This window comes from Pseudomonas sp. LBUM1679, assembly GCF_059695565.1.
Genome location: NZ_CP166774.1, coordinates 3935514 through 3953306 on the forward strand (window position 1 = coordinate 3935514; position 17793 = coordinate 3953306).

The following is a 17793-nucleotide window of genomic DNA, read 5'->3' on the forward strand; positions in this document are numbered from 1 at the left end:
GACAACGGATTCGAGAGCACGGCCTGATTCAGGACGCATGAACGGCAACGAACAGTTACCGGGTACGTCCTTGCCTGAGCGCTTGCCGCTACACCCGTCAACCCGACCTGGCGTCGGGATTTTTTTACCTGAAGTTTCCTTTCACATCGCTTTCACAATTCACCCCCTACAGTGGCCTCACTCCTTTTGAAGCATCCCTTGGCCCGCCCGCATGCGAGCCTTTTTTTTGCCCGTGACCCGGTCAACGAACGTCGTCACCTGCGCAAGGTCAAACGATCACACGTCACGAAGGAGACGACTGATGGTCACCCATCTAAAGATCGACGGGCATCTGGCCTGCGGTCACAAAGGCACCAATCTCACCTCGACCCGCGAACTGAACCGCGTGAAATGCAGAAGCTGTCGCAACACCGACGCCTTCAAGCAAGCGCGCAAAGACCAGCGCAACGCTGCACGCCGCGCCTCACGTAAAACCAGAGTCACCCCCACTGCCAACGGCTGGCGCGCGGCCTGGACCGAGCGGCTCACCGCCATGGCCGGACGGCAACGCTTGCCTCGGGGTTTTACCGGTCAACCATTCGTTTAACCGAGCGGTCAGGCGGCCGGGTTGCGTTCATTCGGCCCGGCCGTCCACTGGCGGAGTGCTCAGTGGAAAATCCGATGGAACAAGGCTGTTCGTTATGTTTCCAAAGGTATAGGCCCTGACCTTGCAGGCAGGGCGTTACTGGAGAGGAAATCCTGATGAACAGTAGACTTGTGCTTCTGCTTGCCTGCCTGAGCCCTACCCTGACGATGGCCCAGGGGTGCGATGTCCTGACCCGATCCCAGAGCCCTTCCGTGCCCGTGATCGAGACCCATACCTGCTATGAATACAAAGGCCTGCCGGTAGACGCCATCGACTGGTCCTGCAGCAACGAGAGCAAGGAGATGCTGACCAGCACCAAGAAAAAAGTCGAGCAGTGCGCCGACCTTTACCAGGCCACGTGCATGGGCACCGTGACGCCCGAATCCCTGGCCAACCCTCAGTCCGTCAGCAAGGACAAGAACAGCAAGGCACTCAACATCCCGAAAGATGCCCAGATCATTACCTATTACTACGCGGCTGAAAATCTCGGGCAATCGAAGGTCGATTGCGAAACCGGCGGTGGCAGCTGGAAACAGAAATAGCAACTAACGCACACTGAATTTATTATTGGTGGTCTTTTTCGTTTGATCGACCAGCCAAACTGACACACCATCGCTGTGCACTGTGCTGCATTCCTCACCATATTGTTCATAATTGACACAGATGACCTCGCCTGCAATTTTCCAGTTGCCTTTCTCTATATGATCATTGGCAATCTGGATTTTCGCAGTTCCGTCAGGATTCAAGGTCTCCCAGAAATCATACCCTTTAGCCGTAACGCTGGTGAGCTTGCGACCAATAAGCGTCTGCTGGATCTCGGCGCCACTTAGCTGCTTGGCACCGGGAGGGGGTGGAGCATGGGCATCATTCGGCGCCTGGGGGCCGGAAGAACATCCCGTCAGAAAGAGTGCCATGGCTAGGGTAGTCAATTTGATCATCACTTCCACCTCACTGATCCGCCTGTTTGGGCACCACAGCGCTTAAGGTTAGATAAATCAAAATTGTGCACTATATTATTTGATTATTAGGGTTATAGCGTCGCCGTCAGCAAGGTAGCGCTATCGTGTCAATTTGTTGGCAACAATGAGTTTCCTCAACTAGGGTTCCTAGCACATCAAGCGTCGATTTTTATAACCGCGTCCAATCAAGGAGAGATAGATGACCTCCATTCGTGCCGCCGAAAAAACCTATCGTGCCTGGTCCAGCCCGATCCTGCTTGAACTCAAGGAGAGAGAGCATCAGCTGGATCCTGATGCCCGGCAGGCCTTGCAAAACGTTTTGGTGGAGCGAAGGCTGCTGAATGTCGGCAATCCTTCAGGGAGCGATCGCCGCAAGCCTGATCCGACTCCTGGTGGAGGTCGACCCTAGATTTTTGAAGCACAAAAATACGATTAACATGAAGAGGGTTTGCATTAAGTATTACTTGCAAGTCATTGATTTTGCGGAGTTCTACCCACTAAAAAATGAATTTTTGTTGCGATGACAGTCTATCTTGCATGGCGTATCGATACTCGTCCTGTCACAGACCAGAACTCAAGATCCTGTGCCAATTGGGTCTGGTGCAATGAAGCGCTCCTGGCCTGGCGATGGAAAGAGGTTGCGTAATTTGAAAGGCAAATTATTGGGTGCCGCCGCCACCTTGGCGATTATTGGTGCCGTGACATATGGGTTGAGCACCTGGGAAGCCAACGAGAACCCGCAGCGGGATGAGCAGTGCAAGATAGCCCGGCAGCGTGTGAAAGCCCTGGAAATCCAGGCGCGAGCGCTGGCTGCAGGACTCTCGGTCGATGGTTACGCCGAGGCCGAAAAGGCCGAGGTCGGCAAGCTGGTTCGCGCGCTCGATACCGCTAAAAACGAGCAAGAGGTCGAGGCAGTCATCGAGGCGCACGCTGCCACGGTTCAAGCGCAGGTTGCCGCTTCAGATGCCGAGGTGAAGTCCCGGGGCGATCAGCTGTTTCTCGAACAACGGCTGAAAGAGCAGCGAATACCTGCCGACGTCAAACAGCAACTCAAGCGCGCCGAAAAGGCCGTCGCCATCGCCTGTAATTGACCTTTGGCATTTCATCCCAGCGAACGCCAGGCACCCACCGCTCGTCCGCTGCCCAGCACGATTTCGTCGCCGATTTTTCCAATGCCGTGTTAACCACATGCAAGGAAGATTGACCATGATGAAGCATAAAATTGCAATGCTCACGCTTGCAGGCCTTATCTGCGCCTCCTCGCTGTATGCGGTCGCAGCAGACAGCACGTCCACAGGATCGACTTCAACCGATGGCACCAGCCAGACGCGTGAACCGGCGCCAAAAAGCACCAATGCCGATCCAGACGCCGCTTCGCTCCCCAAAGGAGCCGATGGCGGCACCACGGATAGCGGCCCTACGCCTGCCGGTTCCAAACCCGGTGGTGCCGACAAGGCCGGAGCCGGTAGCAGCAGCGGAGGCAGTGGTGGCAGCTAGTGGTCTGACTCAGGACTTTTGTACAACACCGATTAACTGTGGGAGCTGGCTTGCCAGCGAAGGCGGCCTATCAGTCGACATCGATGCCGGATGTCAGTTCGACATAAGGGCCTGCGCGAGGTATCTCACGCAAGCCCTTGATATGTATGGTGCCCGAAGCCGGAATCGAACCGGCACGCCCTTACGAGCGGGGGATTTTAAGTCCCATGCGTCTACCAGTTTCGCCATTCGGGCGGTAGCGCGGTGAAGCGGTCTGAACAGTGCCAATAAACAAGCTGGCAGTTCTGACGCTTGTGCAGCAGAGGTGGAAATATATACATCCCGCCCCGGTGAAGCAAGTTCGCAGATGCCCATTTCAAGACTAAATCTTGCCGAACTATGCAAATAAAAAAGCTCCGTAAATCATAGATCTACGGAGCTTGTTTAAAGTGGAGGCCGAGGTCGGAATCGAACCGGCGTAGGTGGATTTGCAATCCACTGCATAACCATTTTGCTACTCGGCCTCAAACATCTGATGTCATGTAGCACAACACCAAACGCGTACAAACTTGGAGCAAGATCTCGATCTAACTCCTTGAAAACATTGAGCTTTTTGAGCGATCAGTGCTTTCGATGGCGTGAATTATGTACTGATTTCCCAAGGCTGGCAACCCCTTGATTTCAAAAAAATTTCTGTCACGTGGATTACGGGCTTTCAGGCGGCCGTCCAGCCCTGCTGCAGGGGATAACCCCCTGTAGGAGCGAGCTTGCTCGCGATGGTCTCAAGGGCGCCGCGTCCATTCAGAAAAAACAAGTTATCGTTGACGTCCTTCGCGAGCAAGCTCGCTCCTACAGGGGATTCCTGTGTTTGACACACAGCGTATGGTTCACCCGCCGCTGGACCTTCCATGGTCATCCGCACCCGATTTCAATTACCACAGTAGTTGCGGATTCAACCTGCTGCTGAGCCGCTCAGTGCCCGCGAATGTAGTGCTCCAGCTGCCGAATCAAATCGGCCTGCTCGACGATGGCTTCCTTGACCAGATCGCCGATCGACAACAGCCCGATCAGTTCACCGCCCTCCACCACCGGCAGGTGGCGCAGGTGACTGTCGGTCATGACCGCCATGCAACGCTCGATGCTTTGCTGGCTGTCGGCCGTGACCACCGGCGCACTCATGATGGCCCTGACCGGGGTGCCGACCGACGAGCGTCCCTGCAGCACCACTTTGCGTGCGTAGTCGCGCTCGCTGATCACGCCCACCACCTGCCCGTCTTCAATGACGGGCAGCGCGCCGACGTTCTTTTCGGCCATGATCTTCAGCGCCTCAAGGACCATCACATCTGGCGCGACGCTATGTACCTGGCGGTTTTGTACCACCTTCAGCTTAAGTAACTGTGCGGCTGTTTTCATAAGAGTCTCCGATACTGTTGCGCCTTGACTCGAAGGAGCGTGGCATCAAGCCACCCCCACCTCCACCACACCGCCATTCAAGCGCACCGGCCACACCCGCAGGCGCTGTTGCGGGTACTCCAGGCAACTGCCGTCCTCCAGGCGGAAGTGCTGCTTGTAGATCGGCGAGGCAACGACCAGGTCGCCCTTGATATTGCCGACCAGGCCGCGGCCGATGACATTCGCCCCGGATTGCGGGTCATGGTTGTCGATGGCGTACAGGGTCTTGCCGTGAACGCCCGGCAGGTAGAACAGCGCCACTTGTGCGCCGTCGAGCCAGACGACCACGCCGGAGTTGCTGACCAGATCCCCTTGCCCGCACACCGTTTGCCAGACATCGGTGTGGGTCAGGGATTCGACACGCTGGGTAGTGGACTGGCTCATCAGACAATCTCCTCGATAACAGGGATAAGGTTGAGTTCGGCGGCCATGATCGGGCGCCGCTGGCCGCGTTCCTGGACAAAGTGGATGTCCGGGTCCGGGCGTTTATCGTTGACGAAGGTGCGGAAGCGCTTGAGTTTTTCCGGGTCCTGGAGGGCGTTGGCCCATTCGCATTCATAGCGATTGACCACCAGCTGCATCTGCGACTCGAGTTCGGCGCCCAGGCCAAGGCTGTCGTTGATGATCACGTCCTTGAGGTAGTCCAGGCCGCCTTCCAGGCTTTCACGCCAGACCGAGGTGCGCTGCAGTTTGTCGGCGGTGCGGATGTAGAACATCAGGAAACGGTCGATGTAGCGGATCAGAGTTGCATCGTCGAGGTCGGTGGCGAACAGCTCGGCGTGGCGCGGGCGCATGCCGCCGTTACCGGCAATGTAGAGGTTCCAGCCCTTCTCGGTGGCGATCACGCCGACGTCTTTGCTCTGGGCTTCGGCGCATTCACGGGTGCAGCCGGAGACGGCGAACTTGAGCTTGTGCGGCGAGCGCAGGCCCTTGTAGCGGTCCTCGATCGTCAGGGCCATCTGCACGCTGTCCTGCACGCCATAACGGCACCAGGTACTGCCGACGCAAGACTTCACCGTGCGGGTCGATTTGCCATAGGCGTGGCCGGTCTCGAAACCGGCTGCAATCAGTTCAGCCCAGATGTCCGGCAATTCGTGCAACTGTGCGCCAAACAGGTCGATGCGCTGGCCGCCGGTGATTTTGGTGTAGAGGTCGTATTTCTTCGCGACGACGCCGATCGCGATCAGTTTGTCGGCGCTGATTTCGCCACCGGGGATGCGCGGCACCACCGAATAGGTGCCGTTCTTCTGCATGTTGGCCATGAAGGTGTCGTTGGTGTCCTGCAAGGGCACCAGCGAGGCGTCCATGATCGGCTGGTTCCAGCACGAAGCGAGGATCGAGCCCACCGCCGGTTTACACACGTCGCAACCGGTGTGGCCACGGCCGTGTTTGGCCAGCAGTTCTTCGAAGGTGATCACCCCTTCTACCCGCACCAGTGCGTACAGCTCCTGACGGGTATAGGCGAAGTGCTCGCACAGGCTTTTGTCGACACTGACGCCACGGGCAATCAGCTCATGCTCGAACACCTGCTTGAGCAACCCGGCGCATCCGCCACAGCCGGTACCGGCCTTGGTTTGCGCCTTGAGCAGGCCAAGGTCGGAGCAGCCACCGTCGATGGCCGAGCAAATGGAACCCTTGGTGACGTTATGGCACGAGCACACCGTGGCCGACTCGGGCAATGCGCCCGGGCCCAGGGTCGGCGCGCCTTCGGATGACGGCAGGATCAGGCTGGCGGGCTCCGCAGGCAACGCAATGGCGTTCTGCATGTATTGCAGCAAGGTATCGTAGTAGCTGTTGTCGCCAACCAGCACCGCGCCGAGCACGTGCTTGCCCGTGGCGTCCACCACCAGGCGGCGGTAGCTGGCGCTGGTTTCGTCGATGAACTGATAGCTGCGTGCGCCCGGCGTGTTGCCGTGGGCGTCGCCGATGGAGCCGACATCGACCCCCAGCAGTTTGAGTTTGGTCGACATGTCGGCACCGGTGAACGGCTCCGCGACCTGGTGGCATAACCGCGCCGCGACGCTGCGCGCCATCTGGTAACCCGGCGCGACCAGGCCGAACAGGCTGCCGTTCCAGGAGGCGCACTCGCCGATGGCGTAGATGTTCGGGTCGATGCTCAGGCAATGGTCATCAATCACCACGCCACCGCGCGGGCCGATGTCCAGCGCGCATTGACGGGCCAGCGCATCTTGCGCACGGATACCGGCGGAGAACACCACCAGGTCGGTTTCGAGGCATTCGTCGTTGGCAAAATTCATGCGGTAGCGGTAGTCCTGACCCGCACTGATCGATTGGGTGGCGCGGGACAGGTGCACACCGACGCCCAGCCGTTCGATCTGCGACTTGAGTGCCAGGCCGCCCATCTCGTCCAGTTGCACCGGCATCAAGCGCGGGGCGAACTCCACCACATGCGCTTCCAGGCCCAGGCTTTTCAGGGCGTTGGCGGCTTCAAGGCCGAGCAGGCCACCGCCGACCACCACGCCGCGGCGGGCGTTGGCGGCCGCGGCACGGATTGCGTCGAGGTCTTCAAGGGTGCGGTAGACCAGGCGCGAGTCGCCCTCGGCGCCTTCGATCGGCGGCACGAAGGGATAGGAGCCCGTCGCCAGCACCAGCTTGTCGTAGGCGACGCAACCTTGCGCGGTGATCACCTGGCGGCGGGCGCGGTCGATTCCCAGCACCGGCACGCCCAGGTGCAGGGTGACGCCCGGGGTCTGGTACAGCGACGCATCCGACAGCGCCAGCGACTCGGCATCACGGCCGGTGAAATACTCGGAAAGGTGCACACGGTCGTAGGCGCGCATCGGCTCCTCACTGAACACATGCAGCCGATAGTGATCGAGGGCACCGCGCTCGATCAGCTGCTCGACACAATGATGTCCGACCATGCCATTGCCGATCACGACCAGCGTTTGCAGTTTGTTCAACGCGGCAACATTGGAATTCATAAGTAGCACCCGGCTAAAGCCCGTCACGGTTCAAAAATGCAAAAAAAAACGCCTGAAACCTTGCGGTTCCAGGCGTCTTTGCCTGTTCTTTTGCGGTGTTGAAACCAGACGTCTGTGCCTGATTCACCGATGTTGCCCACGAATCGATCGTCGTTGACCGAGGGGGCTGCCCACTCGACTGTATTCGCTGCGGGCCTGGCAAGAGCTAATGCAGCGTTTGTGCCAGATCGTGCAGACAGCGCATTCAGGCCCGCGTATCAGGCACTTGGCGATGCAAGGGGACACGGATGAACACCCGCGGTTTGCCTTCGCATAGTGCAGCGGGCTGCATCAGGGCTTTATAAAAGTGCACGGATCACGCGCCGGACAGCTCAACGGGGATTGAGCAAGGCCTCGCGCAACAGTCTGGCGGCTGGCGAGTCCGGCACGCCCGTGCGCGACACCAGCTCGTAGGGTTCGCTGCGCGAGGTAATGGGCAGCGGCAGCGTGGTGGTAAAGCCGTAGCCAGAGCAGAATTTCGCCACGTCAGTCGACACCAGTGCGACCAGGGTCGGGTTTTCCTGGAGCAGCGACAAGGTCGCGAAGGCCGAGGTCGTCTCCAGCAGGTGCACCGGAAACCGCAGGTCGGCCTCGTGGAATTCCCGCTCCAGCAGCAGGCGCATGGGCATGTTGGCGCGATAGACCACCCAGCGGTAATCCACCAGATCCTTGAGGGACAGCCGCCTGGCATAGGCGAACGGATGCTGGGTGCTGGCGATCACCGCCAGGGTTTCCTCGACGAAGGTCGCGCTCTCATACAAATACGGCGTGGTGCTCACGGTGGTGCGGCAGATCGCCAGGTCCAGGCGCCCGGAATCCAACTGGCTGAGCAGCGCGGCGCTGGTGTCCTCGACGATCTCGATGGACAGCTTCGGGTGGTCGGCAATCACCCGGCTGATCGCCGTGGTCAATAAAGGCACGGCGCCCATGATGGTGCCGACCGCCACCCGGCCACCCTCGCCGCTCATGATGCCGATGATCTCTTCACGCAGGTGCGCGAGGTCGGTCTGGATCAGGCGCGCGTAACGGATCACCGAGCGCCCGGCGTCGTTTGGCTCCAGCCCGCGGTTGGTTCGGGTGAACAGCGAGGTGCCAAAGGTGGTTTCGATTTCCTGCAGCGCCTTGCTGGCGCCGGGCTGCGTCAGCGCGACCTGCCTGGCCGCCCCCAGCAAGGAGCCGTGCTCATCCAGGGCTATCAATAAACGCAGCTGCTTGAGGTGCAGGCGGGACATGATCGAGTTCAGTGAGGGAGTCATCAGGGTTAACTAAAAGTTATAGAGGTATCGAAAGTTGTCAGTATCGAGGCTCGCCACGACGGCCCTATAGTCCACCCCACAACCAGGCAATGCAATGGGTTTGACCAGAGCGCGCAAGCCCTCCTGCCATCCGACCGATTGCAACAACAACAATCCTGTATAACTTGTGGTGAATCATGTCCCTCATCAATTACGTCACCAAGATCCAGTTCGGTTACGACAGCTTGCAGCAACTGGCCTCAGAAGCCGAACGCGCCGGCATCACTCGCCCACTGATTGTCACCGACGTCGGTGTGCGCAAAGCCGGCATCGTCGACAAAGTCATCGCCGCCCTGGGCGCCACACGTACTCCCACGATTTTCGACGCCACCCCGCCCAACCCTAACGAGCACGCGGTGCGTCAAGCCGTGGCGCAATACCACCTTGGCGAGTGCAACGGCATCATCGCCGTCGGCGGCGGTTCTTCCATCGACCTGGCCAAGGGCGTTGCCGTGTGCGCGACCCACGACGGCCCGCTGCAAAGCTTCGCGGTGATCGAAGGCGGGCTGGATCGCATCACCTCGGCCACCGCGCCGTTGATCGCGATTCCGACCACCGCCGGCACCGGCAGCGAAGTCGGGCGCGGCGCCATCCTGATCCTCGACGATGGTCGCAAAGTGGGCGTAATCTCACCGTATGTGGTGCCGCGCGTGGCCATCTGCGATCCCGAGCTGACCCTGGGCCTGCCGCCCATGCTCACCGCCGCCACCGGCATGGACGCCATCGCCCATTGCATCGAGACTTTCATGGCGCCGGCCTTCAACCCCGCCGCTGACGGCATCGCCCTCGATGGCCTGTGGCGCGCCTGGGAACACATCGAGCGCGCCACCGCCGAACCGGGTGACCGCGAAGCACGGATGAACATGATGAGTGCCTCGATGCAGGGCGCCCTCGCGTTCCAGAAGGGCCTGGGCTGCGTGCACAGCCTGTCCCACGCCCTGGGCGGGATCAACCCGAAGCTGCACCACGGCACCTTGAACGCGATCTTTCTGCCCGCCGTCGTGGACTTCAACGCCAACGCCCCCACCGTTCGCGATGAACGCAAACTCGAACGCCTGCGCCACGCCATGGGTCTCGAGGCCGGCGCGAACATCGGTACCGCGATCGAAGACCTGACCCGCCGTCTGGGCCTGCCGACCCGCCTGCGTGACATCGGTGTCGACGAGAGCCTGTTCGCCGGGATCGTCGAAGGCGCGTTGCACGATCACAGCCACAAGACCAACCCCCGCGAAGCATCGTCGGCGGACTACCTGTCGATGCTCCGGCAGTCGCTGTAAACAGCCGCTATCCCACAACAATAAAACAGGAGGCAGCCGCATCGTCGAACGGTGATTCGACGCCAGCGGCACCATCATGAACTCCACTGTCCTTATCGAACGGCAAGACGCCATTGCCATCGTCACCCTCAGCCACCCGGGAAAAATGAACGCCCTGACCTTGTCCATGTGGCAGGACCTGGGTGACGTCATGACCGAGCTGTCCGCTGACGCCACCGTGCATTGCGTGGTGCTGCGCGGCGCCGGCGAACAGGCCTTTGCCGCCGGCGCCGATGTTGGCGAGTTCCCGAGCGTGCGGGCTGATCAGGCGCAAGCCCGGGTGTACGCCGAAGTGACGTCGGCCGCCATGCGTGCGGTCGTTGACTGCCCGCACCCGGTCATCGCCATGATCCACGGCGTGTGCGTCGGTGGCGGCCTGGAAATCGCCGCGCTCTGTGACCTGCGTATCTGTGGCACGTCCAGCCGCTTCGGTGCGCCGGTCGGCAAACTGGGCCTGGTCATGTCCTATGACGAAATGGCCGGGCTGGTGGCGCTGGCCGGACGCTCGACCACCCTCGAGATCCTGCTGGAAGGCCGCATCCTCGACGCCAACGACGCCTACGTGAAAAACCTCGTGACCCGCGTCGTGCCAGACGCCGAGGTCGAAACCGAGACCCTCGCCACCGCCAGACGCATTGCCAACGGCGCGCCCCTCGTTGCCCGCTGGCATCGCCAGGCCGCGCGCCAACTTGAAGCCGGCGTGGCACCCACCGCCGAGCAGATCGACAGCAGTTACAGCTGCTACGACACCGAAGATTTTCAGATCGGCCTGAACGCTTTCATCGCGAAAGCCAAACCACAGTTCAAGGGGAAATGACATGGGACCGCTGACAGGCATGCGCGTTGTAGAACTGGCTCACATCATGTCCGGCCCGGTGTGCGGGATGATGCTGGCCGACATGGGCGCCGACGTGGTGAAGGTCGAGAAAGTCCCGGACGGCGATGATTCGCGGCGATTCTCGCCGATCATGGCCAGCGGCGAATCCGCCTCCTTCATGGTGGTCAACCGCAACAAGCGCGGGATCGGCCTGAACCTGAAAACCGACGGCGGCCGCGACGTGTTGCGCCGCCTGTTGCTGGATGCCGATGTGGTCACGGAAAATTACCGGGCCGGCACCATGGAGAAATTCGGCCTGGGCTATGAAGCGCTCAAAGTGATCAACCCCGGACTGATCTACTGCGCGATCTCCGGTTACGGGCGCAGCGGGCCGTTCGGCGAGAAAGGCGGTTTCGACCTGATCGCCCAGGGCATGAGCGGCATGATGAGCATGACCGGTGAAGCCGGGCGCGAGCCGGTCAAGGCCGGTTCGCCGGTGGCCGACATCAACTCCGGGATCCTCGCCGCCCTCGGCATTTGCGCCGCCTATGCCGCCAAACAGAAAACCGGGCTGGGGCAGATGGTCGACACCTCGTTGTTCGAAGCCGGTTTGCAACAGATGTACTGGCCGGCGGCCGCGTACTTCGCCGACGGTACCATCCTGCCGAAGATGGGTTCGGCCAACTCCACCAGCGCGCCGTATCAGGTGTTCCGCACCGCCGACGGCTGGATCAACATCGGCGCTGCCAACCAGGCCAACTACGAACGACTGGTCGAAGCCCTGGCCGTGCCGCAACTGAAGGCCGATCCGCGCTTCGCCAGCAACGCGTTGCGCATGGAGCACCGCCTGGCCCTGGTGGAAATCCTCAACGAAGTGCTGGTGGCGCGCACCACGGATCAATGGATGGTGGTGTTCGACAGCCTCGGCCTGCCTGCCGGGCCGGTGCTGGACATTGCCGCGGCGCTGGCCCATCCACAAACCATCGCCCGGGGCATGGTCGTCGAAACCGAACACCCCACCGAAGGCCGGGTACGCGGCATGGGCCTGCCGATTCACTTCTCCGACATGGACAGCGCCGCGCCGCCCACCAGCCGCCACGCTCCGCTGCTCGGCGAACACACCCGCGAAGTGCTGAAGGAAAGTGGTTATGCGGAAGGTGAAATCGATGAGTTGATTCGCACCCGGGCGGTCGTGGCACTCGCATCCTGAACCGCCACAACACCAGAACCCGATCCTGATCCTGATCCTGATCCCGATCCCGATCCCCTGTGGGAGCGAGCTTGCTCGCGATGGACCTGAGAGCGCCGCGCTTAACCAGAAAGCCCGCGATATCGTTAACGACCATCGCGAGCAAGCTCGCTCCTACAGGGAGCAGCGTTCGATCAGTTGATCCGAAAGTTTTTTAGAACAACAAAAACAACAAGGTGAACATCATGAGCCGTATCTTGACCGAGGCCGTCAGCCGCCGATCATTTCTAATGTCTGCCGGCATCACCGTGGGCGGTGCATTCGCCGCCAACCTGCTGCCCTCCAGCGTCTTCGCCGCGACCAAACCCATCGTGCTGCGCTACACCAGCAGCCTGCCCGACACCCATCCGCTGAACATCCAGATGAAGGCCGCGTCACTCGCGATCAAGACCGAAACCAACGGCGCGGTGGACCTGCAGGTGTACGCCAACGGCGCCATGGGCGGCGACACCGACATGCTGTCCCAGGTCCGTGCCGGGGCAATCGACTTCATCCCGTTGCCCGGCGCCATCCTCTCCACCCTGGTGCCGGCCATGTCCATTGAAAGCATGCCCTTTGCCTTCAAGGACTACGACAGCGTCTGGGCCGCCCTGGACGGCAAGCTGGGCGAGTACGTGCGCGCCAAGACCGCCAAGGTCGGCCTGATCCCGATGGAGAAAGTCTGGAACAACGGCTTCCGCCAGATCACCAGCTCGACGCGGCCGATCTTCACCCCGCAGGACCTGGCCGGCTTCAAGCTGCGGGTGCTGGTCAGCCCGCTGTGGACCTCCATGTTCAGCGCCCTGGGCGCCTCTCCGACCGGCATCAGCATCAACGAAACCTACTCGGCGCTGCAGACCAAAGTGGTCGACGGCCAGGAAAACCCGTTGGTGGTCGTGGAGTCCGCGCGCTTCTATGAAGTGCAGAAATACTGCTCGATGACCGACCACATCTGGGGCGGGTTCTGGATCGTCGCCTCGGGCAAGACCTTTCCAAAACTGCCCGCCGATGTGCAGGAAATCGTTTCCCGCCAGATCAACGCCGCGGCGCTGGTCCAGCGTCAGCAGGTGATCGACCTCAACGCGAGCCTGGAACCGTCCCTGACCGCTCATGGCATCACCTTCAACAAGGTCGACCGTTCATTGTTCAGGGCCGATCTGCAATCGAAAGGCTTCTACACCCAATGGAAGGAAAAGTACGGCGACGAAGCCTGGAGCTTGCTCGAGCAGTACGCGGGTCAACTGTCCTAAGCCGGAGACAAGGTCATGAAAAACGAACTGCCAATGACGGACGTATCTCCCGCTGAAGGACTCAGCCCGCGCGCCGCCACCTTTCGCCTGGGTCGCGCGCTCGACACCGGCCTGCGCTGGCTGACCGAAGGCAGCGCAGCGTTGCTGGTGGTGGTCGAAGTGGTGTTGCTGTTCTGCAACGTGTTCTCGCGCTACGTGCTCAACCAGCCCATCGTCTGGGGTGACGAGCTGGCTTCGCTGCTGTTCCTGTGGCTGGCGATGCTCGGCTCGGTGGTGGCGATGCGCCGGGGCGAGCACATGCGCCTCACCTCGTTCATCGCGCGGCTGACGGTGGAAAAACGCGCCTTCGCCGACACCCTCGGCGCGGTGATCGTGATCACCTTCATCGGGTTGCTGTTCACCCCGGCCTGGGAGTACGTCAGCGACGAATGGATCATCACCACCGCTGCCCTGGAAATTCCCAACGCCTTTCGCGTGTCCGCCATCGCGGTCGGTCTGAGCCTGATGCTGATGACCTGTGTCGCCCGCCTGCTGACCAGTGCGCGGTTGATCGACTTTTCGGTGTCGGTGGCGATGCTCGCCTCCCTCGGCGGGTTGCTATGGGTGGCGGAAGGCCCCCTGCTGCTGATGGGCAACTGGAACCTGGTCATCTTCTTCATGATCGGCGTGATGGCGATGATCATCATCGGCGTGCCGATCATGGTCGCGTTCGGTCTGGCCACCGTGGCGTACCTGTCGACCATGACCGGCACGCCCTTGAGCCTGGTGGTGGGCCGGATGGACGAAGGCATGGCCAGCCTGATCCTACTGGCGATCCCGCTGTTTGTATTTTTGGGCGCGCTGATCGAAGCCATGGGCATGGCCCGGGCGATGATCAGCTTCCTCTGCTCGTTGATTGGCCATGTGCGTGGCGGGCTGTCCTACGTGCTGATCGGTGCCATCTATCTGATCTCCGGCATTTCAGGTTCCAAGGCTGCCGACATGGCTGCCATCGCCCCGGCGCTGTTTCCGGAAATGAAGAAGCGCGGCGAGGATGAAAACGAACTGGTGGCGATGCTCAATGCCTCCGGGGCGATGTCGGAAACCATTCCGCCAAGCCTGGTGCTGATCACCATCGGCTCGGTGACCGGCGTGTCGATCTCCGCCCTGTTCACCGGTGGCTTCATGCCGGCGGTGGTGGGTGCGATCGCCATGGCGGCGGTGATCTGGTGGAAAAACCGCAAAGGCGAGGCCTCCACCGGCAAGCGCGCTTCGGGCAAGGAAATCGGCCGTTCGTTGCTGGTCGCGGTGCCGGCCCTGGCGTTGCCGTTCGTGATCCGCACCGCGGTGGTCGAAGGCGTCGCCACCGCTACCGAAGTCGCCGCCATCGGCGTCGCCTACACCTTTATCGTCGGTTTGCTGTGCTACCGCTGCTTCGACTGGCGCCGCCTGTATCCGATCCTGGTCAGCACCGCGTCGCTGTCCGGGGCGATCCTGATCATCATCGGCAGCGCAACCGCCATGGCCTGGGCGCTGACCCAGTCGGGCTTCTCCCATCAGCTGGCGCAAGTGATGTCGACGGTGCCGGGGGGGGCGCTGGGTTTCCTGATCATTTCCGCCGTGGCGTTCATCCTGCTGGGCAGTTTTCTCGAAGGCATCCCGGCCATCGTGCTGTTCGGGCCGCTGCTGTTCCCGATTGCCAAGGCCATGGGCATCCACGACGTGCATTACGCCATGGTCGCGATCTTCGCCATGGGCCTGGGCCTGTTCGCCCCGCCGTTTGGCGTGGGTTTCTACGCCGCCTGCGCCATCGCCAAGGTCGACCCCAGCGGCGCCATGCGCCGGGTCTGGCCGTATCTCGGGGCGTTGGTTGTCGCCCTGGGGGTGCTGATCGCCGTGCCATGGATTTCCATCGGTTTCCTGCCCACTAAATAAATCATCCTTTGCCATCCCGGCCGACAGTCGTCGCTGCGACTGTCGACACTCTGAGAACACGAGGTCGCTCATGAACTTCTCCACGCTGGAAGCCGGCACCGCCGCCACCGAACGCCAACTGATCGTCGACAAGGCGCGCACCATCTCGTTCCTGGGTGAGGACTTGCGCATCTACGCCACGCCGCGCCTGGTGGATGACATCGAACAGACGTGTCTGGATTACCTGCTGACCTTCCTCGATGAGGGCGAGAACACGGTCGGCGCCGCGGTCGATATCCGGCATGTCGGCGCCACGCTGCTGGGCATGTCCGTTAGCATCGTTGCTACGGTCACCCGGATCGAGGGGCGCAGTGTCACCTTCAATGTCGAGGTGCGCGATGACGTCGAGCTGGTGGCGACCGCCGCCCATACCCGCGTGGTGGTGAACGTGGCCAAACTGCGCAGCCGCGTACAAGCCAAGGCCGAGGCGGCCGCCGCCGGCGAAGTCGAAGACGGCGTGCTCAGCCCTTCCCAATTCGCCGCGTCGCGCTGAGCAAGGGACGACCTCATGATCACCCTGCATGAACGCAACGGCCTGCCGAACCTGGCGGCCGGGGATGCGCTGCCGATTGTCGATGCCCACCATCACCTGTGGGACCTGGGCAACGGTCGTTATCCCTGGCTGCAGGACGAGTATCACGAGGATTTTTTCCTCGGGGACTATCACAGCCTGTGCCGCGATTTCCTGCCGGAACACTTCCTGGCCCTGACCGAAAAGCAACGGTTGGTCGGCACGGTGCACGTCGAGGCCGAGCGCGCCCGCGACCAGCAGGTCGCCGAGACCCGCTGGTTGGAACAGGTGCACGCACGCTATGGCTTCCCCAATGCCATCGTTGCCCACGCCTGGTTCGACCGCGAAGACAGCGCGGAGATTCTCGCCGCACAGGCCGCTCGCCCACTGGTGAGAGGCATACGCTCGAAACCGGTCACCTCGGCTTCGCCGGAGGTATCGGTGGCCGGCGCAAAAGGAACCATGCAAGACCCGAAATGGCTGGAAGGGTTTTCGCGGCTGGCTGAGCACGGTCTGTCGTGGGACCTGCGCGTTCCGCCCTGGCACCTGGTCGAAGCCGCCGAAGTGGCGGCCATGTTCCCGCAGATCCCGATCGCACTGAACCACACCGGATTCGCCTGGGATCGCAGCCCGCCAGGCATGGCGCGCTGGCGCAAGGGCCTGGAAGCACTGGCTCTGCAGCCCAACGTGCAGATCAAGCTCTCGGAGTTCGGCCTCAAAGACTCGCCTTGGAACTACGACGACAACCGGATGGTGGTGCTGACCGCGCTGGAGATCTTCGGCCTGGAACGCTGCATGTTCGCCAGCAACTTTCCGGTCGCCGGGTTGCGCGCCTCCTACGACACGATTGCCGATGGCATGGCCGCGATGCTCGCGCCCCTGGGGCGTGCGGTGCAGGAAGCGGTGTTCGCCGGCAATGCGCGACGCTTTTATCGCCTGGAGCAACCGCATGGATGAGTTAACGAACATCGACTGGCGTGCTCGCTTTCTAGCCAGCGGCGAAGACGCGGATTTGCCCATCGTCGACGCGCATCAACACTATTTCGACATCGAGGCCCATTACTACCCGTGGCTGAACGATCGACCGTTGCGGCCGTTTCGTTATGGCGATTACTCGTCGATCTGCCGCAACTTTCTACCCGAGGACTATCGCCGGCTCACCGGCAGCCACCGCATCGTGCAGACGGTGGTCATCGAAGGTGAATGGGACCCGGCGACGCCCTTTGACGAGGTTCGTTTTGTCGAGTCATTGGCCAAAGACGAACCCACCCTGGCCGCGATGGTGGCGCAGGTCTGGCTCGATCGTGAAGACGCGACCGATCTGCTTCGCCTGTACGGCGATCACCCATTGGTGCGCGGCGTGCGCCACAAACCCGTGGTGACCAGCCTTGAGGCATGGCGTGAGGATTTCGCGGCACCTGGCTCGATGCGTGATCCCCGCTGGCGCGACGGATATGCCCGACTGGCGGATAACGGCCTGCACTTCGAGTTGCAGGCGCCCTGGTGGCACCTGCCGGAAGCGGCCGAGCTGGCCAGGGACTTTCCCGACGTGACCATCGTGGTCAATCACACGGCGCTGCCGGCGGATCGCTCGGAGCAAGGCCTGGCCAGCTGGCGTGACAACCTCGCAGTGCTGGCACGGGAACCGAACGTCGCGCTGAAGATTTCCGGCATCTGCATCCCGGGCAAGGCCTGGCCTGTCGAGTCGAACCGCGGGGTGGTGAACGATGCGATCTCGATCTTCGATGTCAGTCGCTGTGCCTTTGCCAGCAATTACCCGGTCGACGGCGTGGTGAACAGCCTCAGCGAAGTGCTCGATGGCTTCAAGACCATCGTCAGGGAACGTTCCCTCGCCGAGCGGCTTGCCCTGTTTCATGACAACGCCCGACGCCTCTACCGCCTCACTTGATCCCTATTTGAACAGCCC

18 protein-coding genes and 2 tRNA genes are annotated in these 17793 nt (G+C 61.4%); 13 read left to right on the plus strand and 7 right to left on the minus strand.

What is annotated here, in order from left to right:
* Window positions 1–301: 301 nt before the first annotated feature.
* Window positions 302–586 carry a hypothetical protein gene (locus ACA062_RS17825; RefSeq protein WP_497452282.1) on the plus strand — a complete coding sequence of 95 codons (285 nt, stop codon included), beginning with the start codon at window positions 302–304 and terminating at the stop codon, window positions 584–586.
* Between the two features lie 155 nt (window positions 587–741).
* Window positions 742–1167 carry a hypothetical protein gene (locus ACA062_RS17830; protein ID WP_497452283.1) on the plus strand — a complete coding sequence of 142 codons (426 nt, stop codon included), beginning with the start codon at window positions 742–744 and terminating at the stop codon, window positions 1165–1167.
* Between the two features lie 3 nt (window positions 1168–1170).
* Here ACA062_RS17830 and ACA062_RS17835 read toward each other — a convergent pair whose 3' ends face one another.
* Window positions 1171–1563, minus strand: a complete 393-nt coding sequence (locus tag ACA062_RS17835; protein WP_497452284.1) for a hypothetical protein — start codon at window positions 1561–1563, stop codon at window positions 1171–1173.
* 220 nt (window positions 1564–1783) lie between these two features.
* Here ACA062_RS17835 and ACA062_RS17840 point away from each other — a divergent pair, with 220 nt between their 5' ends.
* The 3 genes from ACA062_RS17840 (at window position 1784) to ACA062_RS17850 (ending at window position 3081) form a co-directional block, all read left to right on the plus strand.
* On the plus strand, window positions 1784–1993 hold the full coding sequence (locus tag ACA062_RS17840) for a hypothetical protein (protein ID WP_497452285.1): 210 nt from the start codon (window positions 1784–1786) through the stop codon (window positions 1991–1993).
* A gap of 238 nt (window positions 1994–2231) precedes the next feature.
* Window positions 2232–2675 (plus strand): hypothetical protein, encoded by a 444-nt coding sequence (locus ACA062_RS17845; protein WP_497457445.1) that lies wholly within the window; start codon window positions 2232–2234, stop codon window positions 2673–2675.
* A gap of 115 nt (window positions 2676–2790) precedes the next feature.
* Window positions 2791–3081 (plus strand): hypothetical protein, encoded by a 291-nt coding sequence (locus tag ACA062_RS17850; protein WP_497452286.1) that lies wholly within the window; start codon window positions 2791–2793, stop codon window positions 3079–3081.
* 147 nt (window positions 3082–3228) lie between these two features.
* Here the strand turns inward: ACA062_RS17850 and ACA062_RS17855 are convergent.
* From ACA062_RS17855 to ACA062_RS17880, 6 genes are all read right to left on the minus strand, one after another.
* A tRNA-Leu gene (locus tag ACA062_RS17855) sits at window positions 3229–3315 on the minus strand.
* A 195-nt stretch (window positions 3316–3510) separates the two neighbouring features.
* Window positions 3511–3584: transfer RNA gene (locus ACA062_RS17860), tRNA-Cys, on the minus strand.
* A gap of 448 nt (window positions 3585–4032) precedes the next feature.
* Window positions 4033–4473 (minus strand): CBS domain-containing protein, encoded by a 441-nt coding sequence (locus ACA062_RS17865; protein ID WP_497452287.1) that lies wholly within the window; start codon window positions 4471–4473, stop codon window positions 4033–4035.
* 45 nt (window positions 4474–4518) lie between these two features.
* Window positions 4519–4896: a nitrite reductase small subunit NirD gene (nirD, locus tag ACA062_RS17870; RefSeq protein WP_497452288.1), complete on the minus strand. Its 378-nt coding sequence runs from the start codon at window positions 4894–4896 to the stop codon at window positions 4519–4521.
* A complete protein-coding gene (gene nirB, locus ACA062_RS17875) occupies window positions 4896–7457 on the minus strand; it encodes a nitrite reductase large subunit NirB (protein WP_497452289.1) in 2562 nt (853 codons plus the stop codon). Before nirB ends, nirD begins: the two co-directional genes overlap by 1 nt.
* Before the next feature lie 371 nt (window positions 7458–7828).
* On the minus strand, window positions 7829–8752 hold the full coding sequence (locus ACA062_RS17880) for a LysR family transcriptional regulator (RefSeq protein ID WP_497452290.1): 924 nt from the start codon (window positions 8750–8752) through the stop codon (window positions 7829–7831).
* Window positions 8753–8928: 176 nt separating this feature from the next.
* Here ACA062_RS17880 and gbd point away from each other — a divergent pair, with 176 nt between their 5' ends.
* The 8 genes from gbd (at window position 8929) to ACA062_RS17920 (ending at window position 17775) form a co-directional block, all read left to right on the plus strand.
* Window positions 8929–10068: a 4-hydroxybutyrate dehydrogenase gene (gene gbd / locus ACA062_RS17885; RefSeq protein WP_497452291.1), complete on the plus strand. Its 1140-nt coding sequence runs from the start codon at window positions 8929–8931 to the stop codon at window positions 10066–10068.
* 76 nt (window positions 10069–10144) lie between these two features.
* Complete coding sequence (locus ACA062_RS17890) at window positions 10145–10924, plus strand: enoyl-CoA hydratase-related protein (protein WP_497452292.1); 780 nt, start codon at window positions 10145–10147, stop codon at window positions 10922–10924.
* A 1-nt stretch (window position 10925) separates the two neighbouring features.
* Complete coding sequence (locus ACA062_RS17895; RefSeq protein ID WP_497452293.1) at window positions 10926–12134, plus strand: CaiB/BaiF CoA transferase family protein; 1209 nt, start codon at window positions 10926–10928, stop codon at window positions 12132–12134.
* A 224-nt stretch (window positions 12135–12358) separates the two neighbouring features.
* Window positions 12359–13402: a TRAP transporter substrate-binding protein gene (locus tag ACA062_RS17900; RefSeq protein ID WP_497452294.1), complete on the plus strand. Its 1044-nt coding sequence runs from the start codon at window positions 12359–12361 to the stop codon at window positions 13400–13402.
* Between the two features lie 15 nt (window positions 13403–13417).
* Complete coding sequence (locus ACA062_RS17905; protein ID WP_497452295.1) at window positions 13418–15316, plus strand: TRAP transporter large permease; 1899 nt, start codon at window positions 13418–13420, stop codon at window positions 15314–15316.
* Between the two features lie 70 nt (window positions 15317–15386).
* On the plus strand, window positions 15387–15848 hold the full coding sequence (locus ACA062_RS17910; protein ID WP_497452296.1) for a thioesterase family protein: 462 nt from the start codon (window positions 15387–15389) through the stop codon (window positions 15846–15848).
* A 15-nt stretch (window positions 15849–15863) separates the two neighbouring features.
* Window positions 15864–16823 carry an amidohydrolase family protein gene (locus tag ACA062_RS17915; protein WP_497452297.1) on the plus strand — a complete coding sequence of 320 codons (960 nt, stop codon included), beginning with the start codon at window positions 15864–15866 and terminating at the stop codon, window positions 16821–16823.
* On the plus strand, window positions 16816–17775 hold the full coding sequence (locus tag ACA062_RS17920) for an amidohydrolase family protein (protein WP_497452298.1): 960 nt from the start codon (window positions 16816–16818) through the stop codon (window positions 17773–17775). The genes ACA062_RS17915 and ACA062_RS17920 overlap by 8 nt, the downstream gene beginning before the upstream one ends.
* The last annotated feature ends 18 nt before the right edge of the window (window positions 17776–17793 follow it).

Excerpts from the sequence above, each read along its gene's own strand:
- ACA062_RS17825 (WP_497452282.1), top strand. The coding sequence starts at position 302 with ATGGTCACCCATCTAAAGATCGACGGGCATCTGGCCTGCGGTCACAAA.
- ACA062_RS17830 (WP_497452283.1), top strand. The coding sequence starts at position 742 with ATGAACAGTAGACTTGTGCTTCTGCTTGCCTGCCTGAGCCCTACCCTG.
- ACA062_RS17835 (WP_497452284.1), bottom strand. The coding sequence starts at position 1,563 with ATGATCAAATTGACTACCCTAGCCATGGCACTCTTTCTGACGGGATGT.
- ACA062_RS17840 (WP_497452285.1), top strand. The coding sequence starts at position 1,784 with ATGACCTCCATTCGTGCCGCCGAAAAAACCTATCGTGCCTGGTCCAGC.
- ACA062_RS17850 (WP_497452286.1), top strand. The coding sequence starts at position 2,791 with ATGATGAAGCATAAAATTGCAATGCTCACGCTTGCAGGCCTTATCTGC.
- ACA062_RS17865 (WP_497452287.1), bottom strand. The coding sequence starts at position 4,473 with ATGAAAACAGCCGCACAGTTACTTAAGCTGAAGGTGGTACAAAACCGC.
- nirD (WP_497452288.1), bottom strand. The coding sequence starts at position 4,896 with ATGAGCCAGTCCACTACCCAGCGTGTCGAATCCCTGACCCACACCGAT.
- nirB (WP_497452289.1), bottom strand. The coding sequence starts at position 7,457 with ATGAATTCCAATGTTGCCGCGTTGAACAAACTGCAAACGCTGGTCGTG.
- ACA062_RS17880 (WP_497452290.1), bottom strand. The coding sequence starts at position 8,752 with ATGACTCCCTCACTGAACTCGATCATGTCCCGCCTGCACCTCAAGCAG.
- gbd (WP_497452291.1), top strand. The coding sequence starts at position 8,929 with ATGTCCCTCATCAATTACGTCACCAAGATCCAGTTCGGTTACGACAGC.
- ACA062_RS17890 (WP_497452292.1), top strand. The coding sequence starts at position 10,145 with ATGAACTCCACTGTCCTTATCGAACGGCAAGACGCCATTGCCATCGTC.
- ACA062_RS17895 (WP_497452293.1), top strand. The coding sequence starts at position 10,926 with ATGGGACCGCTGACAGGCATGCGCGTTGTAGAACTGGCTCACATCATG.
- ACA062_RS17900 (WP_497452294.1), top strand. The coding sequence starts at position 12,359 with ATGAGCCGTATCTTGACCGAGGCCGTCAGCCGCCGATCATTTCTAATG.
- ACA062_RS17905 (WP_497452295.1), top strand. The coding sequence starts at position 13,418 with ATGAAAAACGAACTGCCAATGACGGACGTATCTCCCGCTGAAGGACTC.
- ACA062_RS17910 (WP_497452296.1), top strand. The coding sequence starts at position 15,387 with ATGAACTTCTCCACGCTGGAAGCCGGCACCGCCGCCACCGAACGCCAA.
- ACA062_RS17915 (WP_497452297.1), top strand. The coding sequence starts at position 15,864 with ATGATCACCCTGCATGAACGCAACGGCCTGCCGAACCTGGCGGCCGGG.
- ACA062_RS17920 (WP_497452298.1), top strand. The coding sequence starts at position 16,816 with ATGGATGAGTTAACGAACATCGACTGGCGTGCTCGCTTTCTAGCCAGC.